Origin of the sequence: uncultured Rhodococcus sp., from assembly GCF_963525155.1 — a bacterium.
In the GTDB taxonomy this organism is placed as follows: Bacteria; Actinomycetota; Actinomycetes; order Mycobacteriales; family Mycobacteriaceae; genus Rhodococcus_F; species Rhodococcus_F qingshengii.
On the sequence record NZ_CAURKP010000141.1, the window covers coordinates 1 to 13,983 of the forward strand.

Sequence of the window (13,983 nt, forward strand, 5' to 3'; positions counted from 1 at the left end):
GCCGAGATCAGGCTCGACGAGGCGCGGAACTTCCGCGATATCGGCGGGTATCGGACTACCGATGGCAGGACCGTCCGGACAGGCCTGGTGTTCCGTTCCAACAAGCTCAGCTCGCTCAATGAGACTGATCTGGCAAAACTCACCGCCGCGAACCTGACCCTCGACGTCGACCTGCGCAACGCCTCCGAACGTGCGGAGGATCCCGATCGGATCCCAGCCGGGGTCACCTACCAGGTCGCCGACGTCGTCAGTATCGAACACGGCATCGCGTTCCACGAGTTCGTTCCCTTGACCCTCGGTCGCGCGTTGATCGACGGCGCAGTCAAGGGAACCTCGAACATCGGCCAGAGCATCGGCTACCCGTTCATGGTCAACTACCGGGGTTCCGATGTCGCCTTTCGTGACCTGCTGACTGCGATCGCGAACAACTCCGACGGCGCAACCGTCTACCACTGCAGTGCAGGGAAGGACCGCACCGGTTGGGGTACCGCGATCCTGCTGACCATTCTGGGTGTCCCGCGTGAGGTCATCAGTGCCGATTTCATGGCGTCGAACACGTACCTGGGCCGGGACGACGCGGTGGACCTGTCGTGGCTCGATGCGGCGTATGCACAGGTGGACCGGCTCTACGGCGGTATGGATACTTACGTACGGGAGGGCCTCGGCGTCGACCAGGGCACTGTCGACTCTCTGCGCGCCAAGCTTCTCCTCTAAGCGGAGCTCCACGTCCGGCTTCTTGCCTACTCGGACCTTCTTCTGTCCCAGTGCGAGCAATGGTTGCGGGGCGCGCGATTGTGTGGCGCCGCTCCTGGGGTGGGCCCGAGGTTTCTTGGCCGTGTGCGATCACCAAGTGGCGCAAGAACTTTGCTCGCAAAAAGCATGCCTGGTCATGGACTCGACGCTGGCCAATTGGTCAGCATCGAATCGAGTGCCTCGAGGATTCTTGCCCAGCTTTCGGCGCTGTCCGGTGCACTGTGGCTGAACGATCCACCCAACTCGAGGCTGGCGTACCCATGAAAAACGCTGCCGAGCAACCGAACTGCGTGGGTCTGATCGAGATCGGTGAGGTTGTACCCGCGCAGAATCGATCGCATCATCTGCGAGTGTCTGAAGCCCGCGCTCGCAGCTGCGGCCTCCGGGGTGAGGCGCATCTGTGACGCGGCGTACCGACCAGGGTGTGACCTCGCGTAGTTGCGGTACACGTTCGCGAAGGCGGTCAAGGCGTCGCGACCGGACCGACCGGCCACGGCGTCGGCAGCCTGGTCGGCCATCTCTTCCAAGGCAAGCAGCGCGATTCTGGTTTTGAGGTCGTTCGAACTTTTTACGTGCGAGTACAGGCTTGCGACCTTGACGTCGAACGCTCTGGCGACCGCCGATACGGTCACCTGCTCGAAGCCCACCTCGTCGGCCAATTCGGCGCCCGCCACGGCGAGGCGTTCGGGTGTCAGTCCTGCGCGAGGCATGTCCGTTGGTCCTGTTCGTCGAGAAGTGAAACCGCTTGCCTAAATAGTATAGGCAAATTACTGTGTGCTGTAGTTAAAACCTTCGCAACTTATCTACAGGTGAATGAGATGAACAGCCAGAGCAGCTGGATTACTACCGCAATTTCCGAGGACATCGTGCGCGGAGCCCTCGAGCTCGAGCGGACCGAACGCGGTGTGCTGACACACCGTCTGCCTGCCAGAGCTCGCACGCAATTCGCTGACGGGCAGATGGCAATGGCGCAATCACAACCGTCCGGAGTGCGGCTGGTGTTCCGAACCAGCGCTACGGCCATCGAACTCGACACTCTGCCCACGAAAATGATCTACATCGGTGCTCCGCCGAGGCCGCAAGGGGTGTACGACCTGATCGTCGACGGCGAACCAACCGGGCACGCAATCGCTGAGGGTGGCAACACGGTGACGATCGACATGGCGACCGGTACCGCTCAGAGACAATCCGGACCCGTCAGCACCATCCGCTTCGCGGACTTGCCCGCGCGATCCAAGACCGTCGAGATCTGGTTGCCGCACAACGAAACCACCGAACTTGTCGCATTGCGAACCGACGCCCCGCTCGAACTCGCAGTCGGCACGAAGCGTGATGTGTGGCTCCATCACGGAAGCTCGATCAGTCAAGGCTCCGGCGCTGAAAGTCCCTCCCGCACTTGGCCTGCTCTCGCAGCCTCCCTCGGCGGCGTGGATCTGATCAACCTCGGGTTCGGCGGCAGCGCTCTGCTGGACCAGTACGTCGCCCGCGCTATGCGAGACACTCCTGCCGACCTCATCAGCATCAAGATAGGCATCAATCTGGTCAACTCCGACGTGATGCGCCTGCGGGCCTTCACGTCGGCAATGCACGGCTTCCTCGACACCGTCCGCGACGGTCATCCAGTGTCTCCACTGCTGGTCGTCTCGCCTGTCTATTGCCCGATTCACGAAGACACGCCTGGACCTGGTGCATTCGATTTCGACGCGCTTGCCAGAGGCGAAATGCGATTCGTTGCTACCGGCGATTCTGCCGAGCGTGCAGCCGGAAAGCTGACGCTGCGCTCTATTCGGGAAGAGTTGGCGCGCATCGTAACCCAGCGATCGGCGGTTGATCCCAATCTGCATTACGTCGACGGGTGCGATCTCTACGGTGCGGCCGAGAACGAAGAGCTGCCGCTTCCCGATCAGCTCCATCCGAACGCTGCGACGCACCGTCTCATCGGCGAACGCTTTGCCCAACGGGTATTCGCAGACGACGGCGCATTCGCACGCACGGTGTGATCGCGCAATCTGGTTCGATCGGATTTCACACGATTTGACCCTGACGTAGCGTGAGGGCTCACGATGGCTTCATGACCGATACTTACCCGGCATTCGACATCAGCCCCGTCCCTGTCCCCGCTACAGACGCCGTGCCTCCGGAACAGTTCCGAGGTCTCTACGGAATGCCCATGTTCGTGTCGGTTCCGACATCGGATCTGGCCGAATCTGCCGACTTCTGGATCCGTGGGCTCGGTTTCTTCGACCTCTTTTCGGTACCGGATCGACTGACGCACCTGCGACGCTGGGCATTTCAAGACGTTCTGCTCGTGCCCGGCGAATGTGCAGATTCACCACCGTCCGTCAGTGTGAGCTTTGCGTGTGTGCTGAGTCAGATGGACCAGATAGCACAGGCGTGTGAGGAATTGCGGCCCGGATGCACCAGCGGTCCACATCTGAAGCCGTGGAATTCACTGGAGTTGGAGATTGTGACACCAGAGAACGCGCGCGTGATCATGACGGCCGCTCGTCCGTACGACCCGAACAGTGCCGAGGCCGAGCATCTGCGAGGCATGGGAATTGACGGACCCGACGACTGAACCGAGGTCTGACGCTGTGGCCTCCCGAACCGCGTCTGTCAGACTGGATCACGTGACGGACCAACTCTTCGGAGACGAGGCAGACAGTGCTCTCACTGTCGGTGCTGCCGCATCACGACTAGGCATAACCGTACGTACCCTCCATCATTGGGACGCAATCGGTTTGGTGCGTCCGTCCGGGCGCAGTGACGGGGGCTACCGGCTGTACACCGACGCGGACCTCGGCCGCATCGGCCGGGTGCTTGTCTACCGTGACGTGGGCTTGTCGCTCGACGAGATCAGGATATTGCTCGATGCGCCCGCAGCCGACGTGGACAAGACGCTGTGTGGGCAGCGCGCCGAGTTGCGGCAACGGATAGCCGACTTGGAGGAACTGGGCGAGTCCTTGGATCGCATCATCGATGCCAGGAAGTCGGGTGTGCTGTTGCCGGCACACGAGCAGGTGTCGATCTTCGGCCGACACTGGCAGCCGTCATGGGGGCCGGAGGCGCACGAGCGTTGGGGCGACAGCGCGCAGTGGGCGCAGCACGCGGAACGGTCGGCAGGTAGGACCGCTGAGGATTGGCAGAAGATTGCCGACTGCGTCGAGATGCTCAACGAAGACCTGGCGCTGGCGTGCCGGTCCGGAGTCGAACCGGGAAGCGCCGAGGCGAATTCGCTGGCAGAACGGCACCGAGCGTCGATCGGGGTTTACTTCGACTGCACACATTCGATGCAGGTGTGTCTGGGACGGATGTACGTGGCCGATCCGGGATTCACCGCGTTCTACGAGCAGGTCGAGACCGGTCTGACAGTGTGGCTCCGCGCTGTCATCGATGCGAATGCTCGGGCCAACGGGGTTGTCCCCGAATCGGCGACGTGGGTGTGAGTGAGCTGGTGGTCGCTCGTCAGTCCAAAGACGCACACGCAGTGCACCACGGTCGGCCGTCGACTCCGGGGGCACGATGGGACACTGCGATGCGCGCGGCCAAAATGCAGCTTTCGTTGTCGTGATAGACGTCGAGATCCGAAGGAACCGTCGAGTGGAACGCCGGGACCTTCATGTCTACCTCCGTTGTGGCTCGCCAGGGAGTTGGCTCGTTGCGGCAATCCTCCCACCACAGAGATCATCTCGCCTGTCGGCAGAAGCAGGGCCGTTGCTCGGCCAAATTGCCAGGGGTCGACACGTGCGGTCCCGTCCGCGCGATTATGCAGCCCCGCAGCGACTTACAGGTGTGGTTACTTGGTCGCCCTGCCTTCCGAACAGATGCGCACTGCGCGCGCGGTGTGATCTTCGACGGCGCTCACCGCAGAGAATCCCGCAGGGATAGGCTGGACGGATGCGTGGAGAGTACAAGGTTCCTGGTGGAAAACTGGTCGCGGTCGACGTCGAGGTGGCGGACGGTCGGCTGTCCGAAGTCGCAGTCTCGGGGGACTTCTTCCTCGAGCCCGACAGCGCGCTCGACGACATCAACGCGGCGTTGCGCGGAATGCCCGCCGACTCGGATGCAGAACAGTTGGCGCATGCCATCTCCACTGCGCTCGACGAGTCCGTCTCGATGATCGGCTTCACGCCGCAGTCGGTCGGCATCGCGATCCGGCGCGCACTCGGCCACGCCACGAGCTGGGCGGATCACACCTTCGACCTCATCCCGCCGGTGGTTCTCGATCCCGCGATGCACGTCGCGCTGGACGAGGTCATCGCGCGTGAGGTCGCATCGGGTGAGCGTCCGCCGACATTGCGTTTCTGGGACTGGGACTCGCCCTTGGTCGTGATCGGATCGTTCCAGTCCGTGCGTAACGAGGTCGACTCCGAGGCGGCTGCGCGGTACGGCATCGGGGTGGTGCGCCGAATCTCCGGTGGCGGCGCGATGTTCATGGAACCGGGCAACTGCATCACGTACTCGTTGGCAGTACCGGCGTCATTGGTCGAGGGTTTGAGTTTCGAGCAGTCCTACGCATTTCTCGATCAGTGGGTCATGGGAGCGCTTGCCGAGGTCGGTATCAACGCTCGGTATGTGCCGCTCAACGACATCGCCTCGGACAAGGGCAAGATCGCCGGCGCCGCTCAGAAGCGATTCGCGTCCGGCACTGTGCTCCATCACGTGACCATGGCCTACGACATCGACGCTGAGAAGATGACGCAGGTGTTGCGAATCGGACGAGAGAAGATGTCGGACAAGGGAACCAAGAGTGCGGCCAAGCGCGTCGATCCGCTGCGTTCGCAGACCGGAATGACGCGTGCAGCAATCCTGGAGTCGTTTGCGCAGCACTTCCGAGGTCAATACGACACCCACGACAGCGATTACACGGACTCGGAGTTGGAGCAGGCGCGCAAGCTGGTGGACACGAAGTTCAGAACCGAAGAGTGGACTCACCGCGTCCCGTGAAACCGAGAAACCGGGACGAGACCCGAGCGGTCTCGTCCCGGTCGCCTAGGTAGCCGGAGTCGCTGAGTTTGCCCCGAGGAGCTCGGCGTCGGCCGTCCCGGAGTTCCGCTTCGGAATGGTGAAAGTTGCGCTCACGCACAGGATTGCGATGACGAAGCACGCCACTGTGTACCAGAGGTTCCCGATGGGATCTCCAGCGCTGGTGGAACCGTCGACCGCGTCGAAGAAGTCGGGAAGCGCACTCGCCCAGAGGACGGCCATGACAACCAGGTACACCACGCTGTAGATCTGCACGAACCTGTTGGTGTGTGCAGGAGTGTTCGATTCTGCCGAGCGCAGGTGCGTCCATTGGCGGACGAGAACCACGATCGCGACCACTGTGAGGACTGCAAGTTCAGCGGCGTAGAGGAACCCGCGGACAGTGTCGCTTCCCATACCGAAGACCGTCGCCGGGAGCGGGAGAATGAACGTACCCAGCGAGGCCAGCAGGCCGATCACGATGGTGCGCCATACCAATTGAAGTCCGGAGAAGTGCTTGCCGGCATCGACGTGCCGTCCGACGAAGTACTGGACGCAGAATGCCAACGACATCGGCCACAGCGCGGCGAAGACGACCACGCTGGGAAGTGGAACCGCGTCGAACATGGGTTGGTTGATCGGGTTCGACGTCGACCACTCCCACCACCGCAACTGGGGCCCCAGGTGGTCGAAGATTTCGTAGAACGCATGGTGGACGAAGCCGACGCAGACAGCGCCCAGTAGTGGACCGTATTTGCGGAAAACGCCGAGCATTCTGACTATTTCGAAGGCCAACGTCGCCATCAGTGGATAGATGGCAACGATGTACAGCGGCAGTCGACCCCACATGAAGTCGACGGTGAACACGTTGTGCGCGAACATCGTGTCCACTTGTTCTTCGATGCCGAACGCCGCCGGGAAGTACAGCGGAGGCTCGATGATGAACAGGTAGGCGGTGGCGCCGAACCAGAGAACCAGATTGGTGGGGTCGCCGTTGCGGCGCAACCGCACGATCGCCAGGACCAGTGCGAGCACCGAGCCGACGATGATGGTCCATTCGAGGACGGGCAGGGTCCAGTTCTCCAGCGCCGCCGGGTTACGGAACTCGACGAGTCCACCTGCTTCCTGACAGGAGAAACCGAGTTCTGTTGCGAGCTGGGAGAACGTGGGGGAGCAGTGTTCTGCCATCAGTTGGCCCCTGACGTGATCGACTCGGCTTGTGCCTGAGATTCGGCGGTGTACCAGCGTGTGCAGTCGTAGCCGTCGTCGTAACGCTTGAACCACTGGTCGGCGAGTGCGGGGAGTTTCTCGTGGTCCGGGTTGTGATTGGGCATCTGGCTGCGGAAGACACCGCCGAGTGCGACGAGTTGTTCTCCGAGTCGAAGGTGATCGAAGGCGCGAGGCATCGTGCCCTTGGTCAGATACGGAGCGAACGACGTCAGAACCTTCTGCTTGGTGCGGTGGGTGGCGAACATCGACAGTGAGTCGACTTGCCGCTCGGAGAGCGGAACGTGCTGGTTGAAGCCTGCGCAGGCGATACGAATCACCTTCATCACGTGCGCGAAGATCGACGGTGCCATCCGCATCCGGTAAAGCTCGCTTCCGACAACGGAATTGAAGATGATCAGAGCCGAGCTGCGATGCTCGACCTCCTCGACGAAGTGCCAGATGAACAGCGACGCGACGCGGTCGTCTCCCGGACGGAACAAGGTCGCCTCGTTGTCGAGCATCAGTTTGAACACCGGTGTGAAGGTCGCCTCCAGATCTGCGGTGTATGCAAGCCGGTAGTTCAGCGAGGTCGCCTCGGTCAGTAGATCGAATTCACCGATCACAGCGTCGAGCGTGTTCTGCAGTCCGGGGTAGCGCCTGATCAGAGCCTTCACATGCTGGCGGTGCGCGGTCGAGTGATGGCCTTCCTGACGCATGAACGCCACGGCTTCCTCGGCCACCTCAGGATCGCTGATCCGCGACTTGGTCTGCATGATCATCTTCACGATCATCTTCTCGAAACCGATGGCCAGGAACGAGACCGCGTTGGACATGCTCGACCAGGCCGGATTCTCCGGGTTCCACAGGAAGGGAACGTCCTGATCCTCGAATCCGAAGTCCATTTTTCGGGGTTGAAGGTTGGTCACTTGTCGAACCTCGTCTTTCGGAGGGGCTGGTCAGGTGGCCGCGCTGGCACTCGAAGCCACGTGTGGCGGTAATCATACATATTGGTGTGCAGTTGTATGTTCACTTTCGGCGAGGGGAGTGAATTCGAGGGGCGCAGATGCAAAACCTGCCTGTGTTAGCCTGTGGCTCTTGGACTTCGAGCGCAAAGACATGGTTCGAGCCTCGTTCGAGCGAGGAAGTGGGCAGTGGCACGAAGGCGTGGGTGGGGCGGCAATCCACCGGACAGTGACGAAGATGCGTCTCGTCGCATTGTCGAGGCCGCGGTCGAGTTGATCGCACGGACGAGTTCGGAAATCAGCATCGGCGACGTCGCCGAGTCACTGGGCGTGATCCGGCAGACCGTGTATCGATACTTTCCCAGCGCCGACGCTCTGATGAGGGCAGCGGCGATCGCGTCGGTCGACGGCTATCTCGATCGACTGACCACTCACGTGAGCGGCATCGAAGACCCCGTCGAGGCGATGACCGAAGGTGTCGTCTACACCTTGACCCAGGTCCACCGAACGCCCCATCTCGGCATTCTGCTCACCAGCACGAATTCGAGTCTTCATCCCGAGGGTCTGACCTCTCAGGAGGCGCAGGCCTTCGGAATGGCGATGATCACCCGCTTCGACGTGGACTGGCTGAGTTACGGATACGACGAGACGTCACTTCAGGAACTGGTCGAATACGTCCTGCGGACGATGCAGTCGTTTTTCCTCGCGCCCGGCGACCCGAAGCGGAGCGACGAGGAACTGCGGCGATACCTACGGCGCTGGATGGGTTCTGCGATCATCGCCCAGGGAAATTCTGTCAGTGGTGACCCGATCAGCGCAGAACCAGAGTCAAAACAACCGCGCTGACGCACGCGGCGATGACGACGGTCAGTGCGAACAGGTCGGCGAGCTGAGGGCGCTTGGGGTACGCCGCGATCAAACCGGTGCCCCCGCGAGCGGAGATCGCTTCACCCATCTCGGCAGAGCGCCGAATTGCCACCGACATGGTCGTGGTGATCAGATCGACTATCGAATTGTCGGCAGCGCTGTTGACCACAGCTTTCGGGCGTAGTCGTCGCGCCGCCACCAGGGTGAGCATCTCGTCGATCAAGAGCGGAAGTGAACGAATGCAGAGGGCCGTCGCGATCGCCCACTCGTCGACCGGGATCTTGAGGAATCGTAGCGGTCTACCGAGTGTTGCCAGTGCCGGCGCCACATCGCTCATCGACGTGGTCCATGCCAACATCAGTGAGACGCAGAGCAATACAAGACCGAACGTCACAGCTTGCAGGTAGATGAAGACTGCGTCGAGGCCGATCGGAAGATTGATCAACGCGCCGAGCAGGATCAGCGCCCACAACCACCACGGAGGTCGCGGAACTGCAGTCGGGGGGATGCGTCCGATCACCGCGGTCAGCAACAACAATCCGAGTACGACGCCGATCGCCGGCCAGGACGGAGCGGTCACGACCACGATGCTGACGAGAACGACGGCAACGATCTTCGTTCCGGCCCACAATCGGTGGATCGGCGATGAAGTCGGGACTTCGCGCAGAAGTGTTGTCACGTCGTCGATCCTTCCAAGGCGCTGCTGGCGGCAGGGTCGAGGATGCGACCCTCCGACAGTCGAATTGTTCTGCTGCATACGGCGTCCATGCCGTCGACATCGTGGGAGATGACGACTACTGCGGTTCCGTTCCGACGAATCCACCTGAGTACGTTCAGGATTTCGTGTCGACCGGGTGGATCGAGACCGGCCAGCGGTTCGTCGAGGATGAGTACCCGCGGTTGGCGCACGAGGAGACCGGCCAGGACGACGCGTCGCATCTGTCCGCCGCTCAACTCGTCGATGCTGCGGCCGGCGATGTGACGGTCGAGTCCGACGGCGTCGAGCGCCCACGAGACTTGCACCGATCCGATCTCCGGACCTCCGGCGGCCTCGATGTCTTCGGCGACGGTTCGGCGTTGCAGCTGCAGTCGCGAATGCTGGAACGTGAGACCGACGGTGCCGAGTTGGCGTGAGACGGGTTTGCCGTCGAAGACTGCGGTTCCCTTGCTCGGTGCGATCAAGCCCGCCATGATCCAGGCCAGAGTCGATTTACCGGAACCGTTGCCGCCCAGAACCAGCAGCCCGTCGCCGTCTCCGATTGTGAGATTGACGTCCGACAGTGCGCGCCGCGACCACGGAGTCCGGTCGTTGTACGTGTGGGTGACATCGGTGAGTTGGAGGACAGCTCGAGTGCTGACCGGCCACGGCGCAGACGGCGGACCCCCGAACGTCGACGTCATCCAACCGGGTTGGTGATCGATCTGCCGTCCGCGTTGTAGTTGAATCACCCGATCTGCGTTGCGGGTGTCGGCGTGGTGATGGGTGACCAGTACCACGGCCATCGGGTGGCGTCGCGGAAGTTCGGCGAGGAGCGAGACCAATTCCTCCCGGCCGGCCTGATCGACCATCGCGGTGGCTTCGTCCGCGATCAGCAGAGCGGGGCGCCGCGCCAGCGCGGCTGCAACAGCCAGACGTTGCATCTCGCCACCGGACAGCCCGGAGGTCTCACGCATACCCATGCCCGCGAGTCCCACCTCGGCCAGCAGTGCATCGACGTCGGGATGCGACTCGGGGGGGAGCCCCCAGACGACGTCGTCCGCGACGCGGGTTCCGAGGATCTGGCTTTCGGGTCGTTGGAGGACGACGGCGGTTCCGCCGTGTCGGCCGAGACCGGCGGACCCGGGTCTCGTCAGCGTCCCGACAGTCGGCGCGCGACCGGCGAGCAACCGGGTGAGTGTGGACTTGCCCGAGCCGTTGTGGCCGACGACGGTGACGAACTCTCCTCGTCGCACGGTGAAGTTGACGTCGACGAGGGCCGGCGTCGTTGCACCCGGATAGGTGAAGCCCACGTGATCGAAAGTGACCGGCAACGGATCGATCGGACGGTCGTCGGGTGCTGTCTGGAGCGGGTCGGCCGAAGGGAGTGCAGCCAATCGGTCGAGGACGGCGCCGAGGACGAAATAGGAGACGACGGTACTGAGGACGATTCCGGAGATGATGGACACGCCGATCCACAACCACCAGTAGTCGATGATCGAGCCGATGCTGTTCTCGATCCATTCGGCTGCGCCGACCAGTGTGGGGGCACGCTTCAAGATCTCGGCCACGCCCAACGCGGTGTTCTCGAGCGAGGTCAACAACAAGGTGCGCAGCGGAGCGAGAACAAGCAACAGGACTATGGAGAACAACGCCAGCGCGGGCCCGATGACCAATGACGACAGCAATGCGGAGACGAAGCCGAGACCGCGCCGCTTGACCGTACCGATGATTCCGCCGAGGAGAGCGCTCAATGCGACCGCCGCCGCAGATCCCGAACCCGCCGCGACAAAGGCGACTGCCGTGGCCGAGATACCGGCCGTCGTCACGGCGCGGACTCGGAAGCGCTGGGCAACAATTCCCATCGGAACGGCGGCCACGAGGTTGAGGGCGCTGGCCATGGGGATGACCGTGGCAATGACGGACAACGCGACCGTGAATCCGGCCATGACGGCACCCGTTGCCAACTCGAGTGGTCGAAGGTTGCCGGTTTCGCGGACTTGCGGACGGTTGCTCACTACGTCCAGTGTGCCAGTGGTGACATAACTCCCGCCCGACTGATGGTGAGCGCATCGGGGTGATTGCGTAGGCTTCACCTCAAACAATGCATCGGACGGAGCGTGGAAGACGTGAGTGCAGCACCCATCAGGGTCGGGGTTCTGGGAGCCAAGGGCAAGGTCGGTCGAGCGATCTGCGAGGCAGTGGAAGCTGCTCCCGATCTGGAACTCGTCGCTCAGGTCGACACCGGTGATCGCATCGAGACGTTTGTCGACACCCGCACTCAGGTAGTGGTCGATTTCACGCACCCCGACGTCGTCATGGGAAATCTGGAATTCCTCGTGGCCAACGGAATTCACGCAGTGATCGGCACCACCGGTTTCAACGAGTCCAGGCTTGCGACTGTGCAGTCCTGGCTCGACGCCCAGCCGGCAACGGGTGTTCTGATCGCCCCGAACTTCGCCATCGGTGCTGTGCTGTTGATGCGCTTCTCGGCTGCCGCGGCGCGCTTCTTCGATTCCGTCGAGGTCATCGAACTCCATCACCCCAACAAGGCAGATGCTCCCTCGGGCACCGCATACCGAACGGCCGCGATGATCGCCGAGGCTCGCGCGGAAGCAGGCGTGGGACGCAGTCCTGACGCCACCACGACCGAGCTCGAGGGTGCGCGCGGAGCGGACGTCGACGGCGTCCGGGTTCACTCCGTGCGGATGGCCGGACTGGTTGCGCATCAGGAAGTGATTCTCGGAACTCAGGGCGAGACGCTGACCATTCGCCACGACTCGATCGACCGGAATTCGTTCGCGCCGGGCGTTCTGCTCGGTGTCCGCCAGATCGGCTCGCGTCCGGGTCTGACGGTCGGTATCGATTCCTTTCTCGATCTATGAACAAGACCACCCGCACCGTCGCACTGATCGTCGCGATTTGCATTGCGCTCGCGGTGTACTTCGTGCTGCTCGGCCAGCGCGGAATCCAGCTCATCCAGGACGGTGGCGGCGCCGCGATCGGTCTCGGGATCGGCGTGCTGATCCTGCCGTTCCTGGGGCTGTGGCTCGTCATCGCCACGCTCCGTGCCGGCTTCACGCACCAGCGCCTCGCGCAGCAGATTCACGACGAGGGCCTCGCTGTCGATGCGTCTGCGCTTCCGAAATTGCCTTCGGGCCGGATCGAGCGAGCGGCTGCCGACGAGTTGTTCGCCCAGATCAAGGTCGACTGGGAAGCAGACCCGGACAACTGGAAGCAGAACTTCCGACTTGCTCGCGCCTACGACTATGCCGGTGACCGAAGCCGGGCTCGGGAAACCATGCGACGGGCAGTCGAACTGGAACGCCGTTCACGAGGCAAGTAGGTGTCTACGCCGCGAAGCGGGGCCTGCTGAGACGCTACCGCTCCGGAACGGTTGTGGGAGATGACGGATCCGGAGTGGTGGGGTCGAATGGCGGCGGGTTGTTCGGGTCGAAGCTCGTCACCGGCACCGAACAGGTCGCGCCCACTTCGGGATACGTGTTCGGGTTGACGCGCAGAGCCGAGACGAACTGATCGATGCGCGCGTCCGCGGCGTTGTCGAGCTTGAGCTGACGGCCCCACGACTGCAGCGAGATCGGCGAATCCAGGGTCGGATACGGCGACATCAACGTGTAGCTCATGCCCTCGACTCGCTGTGCCAAGCGAGCCTGATCCTCGCTCGAGACGAGGTCGGGGTTGTACGTGATCCACACGGCCCCGTGCTCGAGAGAATGGACCGCATTCTCGGTCCGAATCGCTTGTGGATAAACAACTCCGGTGCAGTTTGCCCAGACCGAGTCATGACGGCCGCCGAAGGGCGGTGAATATGTGTACGCCACGCGTTCGTGCGGGCGTACGTGTTGGGCTGCTGGGTAGTCGACCGTGACAACTCCGTCGATGGCTTCGGACGGATCCGGGTTGTCGATGCTCGGAACAAACGCATCCGGGCGCGGTGATCCTTCGAGGGAATTCGCACACGAAGCCAGTGCGAGAACTGCCGAGACCACCACTGTCGCTCGAAGTTGTTTGTTCACTCGGCCATGATAGCGGCGCCTGTCCGCTTTCCCGGGGACGCGAATCGACTACGACCCGAGAGAGCCGCTCGCTCCGTCCGACAGTGCGATGTCGCTGGCGCCGCGAAGAATTCGGATTGGTGGTAATGGCCCTCGGTATGCCTCGGAGCCACTGATCAGATCACCGGCAGCGTCGAACGCGATCGCCTCACCTTGTGGCTCGTCGGGAAGGGGGACGCGAATCGGGTTGGTGTTCAACGCTTTCACGATATCGCCGTCGGGAGCTGCGTACAGGTAAGCGTCGGTATACGTGCGGAGCGCTACCACCGTGCCGTCCTTGCTCACGGCGCCGCCGGTGACAGCCATCGTGCCGGCGTGGGGGACGGGCCCACCGGGTGTGAGGGTGGGAGTAAATCTGAGCTGACCTACTTTGGCCAACATGGTCGGCGAGCCCGTACTCAGATCCTGAACCTGCTGTCGCTCAGCGGTGGTGTAGACCACGCTTAGTTGCACC

Annotated in this window: 15 protein-coding genes and 1 pseudogene; 8 read left to right on the plus strand and 8 right to left on the minus strand. The window is 62.5% G+C overall.

Annotated features, from left to right (window positions below; genetic code table 11):
• On the plus strand, window positions 1-714 hold a 714-nt coding region (locus RWT78_RS22295), incomplete at its 5' end, for a tyrosine-protein phosphatase (protein ID WP_314680821.1).
• A 173-nt stretch (window positions 715-887) separates the two neighbouring features.
• Here RWT78_RS22295 and RWT78_RS22300 read toward each other — a convergent pair.
• The gene (locus RWT78_RS22300) at window positions 888-1,463 is read right to left on the minus strand and encodes a TetR/AcrR family transcriptional regulator (RefSeq protein WP_030535586.1); all 576 of its coding nucleotides are present in this window, start codon (window positions 1,461-1,463) and stop codon (window positions 888-890) included.
• 108 nt (window positions 1,464-1,571) lie between these two features.
• Between RWT78_RS22300 and RWT78_RS22305 the strand changes: the two genes are divergently transcribed.
• From RWT78_RS22305 to RWT78_RS22315, 3 genes are all read left to right on the plus strand, one after another.
• Complete coding sequence (locus RWT78_RS22305) at window positions 1,572-2,753, plus strand: GDSL-type esterase/lipase family protein (protein ID WP_314680825.1); 1,182 nt, start codon at window positions 1,572-1,574, stop codon at window positions 2,751-2,753.
• A gap of 71 nt (window positions 2,754-2,824) precedes the next feature.
• Window positions 2,825-3,331 (plus strand): glyoxalase/bleomycin resistance/dioxygenase family protein, encoded by a 507-nt coding sequence (locus RWT78_RS22310; RefSeq protein WP_030535584.1) that lies wholly within the window; start codon window positions 2,825-2,827, stop codon window positions 3,329-3,331.
• 52 nt (window positions 3,332-3,383) lie between these two features.
• The gene (locus RWT78_RS22315; RefSeq protein WP_314680827.1) at window positions 3,384-4,199 is read left to right on the plus strand and encodes a MerR family transcriptional regulator; all 816 of its coding nucleotides are present in this window, start codon (window positions 3,384-3,386) and stop codon (window positions 4,197-4,199) included.
• 19 nt (window positions 4,200-4,218) lie between these two features.
• Here RWT78_RS22315 and RWT78_RS22320 read toward each other — a convergent pair whose 3' ends face one another.
• Window positions 4,219-4,374, minus strand: coding sequence for a hypothetical protein (locus RWT78_RS22320; RefSeq protein ID WP_003942131.1), 156 nt, complete (start codon window positions 4,372-4,374; stop codon window positions 4,219-4,221).
• 276 nt (window positions 4,375-4,650) lie between these two features.
• Here RWT78_RS22320 and RWT78_RS22325 point away from each other — a divergent pair, with 276 nt between their 5' ends.
• Window positions 4,651-5,700, plus strand: a complete 1,050-nt coding sequence (locus RWT78_RS22325; protein ID WP_003942269.1) for a biotin/lipoate A/B protein ligase family protein — start codon at window positions 4,651-4,653, stop codon at window positions 5,698-5,700.
• Window positions 5,701-5,745: 45 nt separating this feature from the next.
• On the opposite strand, the gene RWT78_RS22330 is transcribed toward RWT78_RS22325, so the two are convergent.
• Together RWT78_RS22330 and RWT78_RS22335 are read right to left on the minus strand one after the other, a co-directional pair.
• Complete coding sequence (locus RWT78_RS22330; RefSeq protein WP_030535582.1) at window positions 5,746-6,906, minus strand: hypothetical protein; 1,161 nt, start codon at window positions 6,904-6,906, stop codon at window positions 5,746-5,748.
• Window positions 6,906-7,853, minus strand: a complete 948-nt coding sequence (locus RWT78_RS22335; RefSeq protein ID WP_003942176.1) for a metal-dependent hydrolase — start codon at window positions 7,851-7,853, stop codon at window positions 6,906-6,908. The genes RWT78_RS22330 and RWT78_RS22335 overlap by 1 nt, the downstream gene beginning before the upstream one ends.
• 225 nt (window positions 7,854-8,078) lie before the next feature.
• Here RWT78_RS22335 and RWT78_RS22340 point away from each other — a divergent pair, with 225 nt between their 5' ends.
• Window positions 8,079-8,735, plus strand: a complete 657-nt coding sequence (locus RWT78_RS22340; protein WP_125050960.1) for a TetR/AcrR family transcriptional regulator — start codon at window positions 8,079-8,081, stop codon at window positions 8,733-8,735.
• On the opposite strand, the gene RWT78_RS22345 is transcribed toward RWT78_RS22340, so the two are convergent.
• Both RWT78_RS22345 and RWT78_RS22350 read right to left on the minus strand, forming a co-directional pair.
• The gene (locus RWT78_RS22345; RefSeq protein ID WP_003942210.1) at window positions 8,701-9,435 is read right to left on the minus strand and encodes an energy-coupling factor transporter transmembrane protein EcfT; all 735 of its coding nucleotides are present in this window, start codon (window positions 9,433-9,435) and stop codon (window positions 8,701-8,703) included. The two genes, RWT78_RS22340 and RWT78_RS22345, sit on opposite strands and share 35 nt — an antisense overlap.
• Window positions 9,432-11,471, minus strand: coding sequence for an ATP-binding cassette domain-containing protein (locus RWT78_RS22350; RefSeq protein WP_030535578.1), 2,040 nt, complete (start codon window positions 11,469-11,471; stop codon window positions 9,432-9,434). The genes RWT78_RS22345 and RWT78_RS22350 overlap by 4 nt, the downstream gene beginning before the upstream one ends.
• A gap of 111 nt (window positions 11,472-11,582) precedes the next feature.
• Between RWT78_RS22350 and dapB the strand changes: the two genes are divergently transcribed.
• Window positions 11,583-12,338, plus strand: a complete 756-nt coding sequence (gene dapB, locus RWT78_RS22355; RefSeq protein WP_399552178.1) for a 4-hydroxy-tetrahydrodipicolinate reductase — start codon at window positions 11,583-11,585, stop codon at window positions 12,336-12,338.
• The gene (locus tag RWT78_RS22360; RefSeq protein ID WP_003942246.1) at window positions 12,335-12,799 is read left to right on the plus strand and encodes a hypothetical protein; all 465 of its coding nucleotides are present in this window, start codon (window positions 12,335-12,337) and stop codon (window positions 12,797-12,799) included. The genes dapB and RWT78_RS22360 overlap by 4 nt, the downstream gene beginning before the upstream one ends.
• Window positions 12,800-12,833: 34 nt before the next feature.
• Here RWT78_RS22360 and RWT78_RS22365 read toward each other — a convergent pair whose 3' ends face one another.
• Entirely contained in the window at window positions 12,834-13,490 is a 657-nt protein-coding gene (locus RWT78_RS22365) for a DUF3105 domain-containing protein (protein WP_399552179.1), read from the minus strand.
• Window positions 13,491-13,538: 48 nt separating this feature from the next.
• Window positions 13,539-13,983 (minus strand): annotated as a pseudogene (locus tag RWT78_RS22370) (hypothetical protein); the annotation flags it as partial.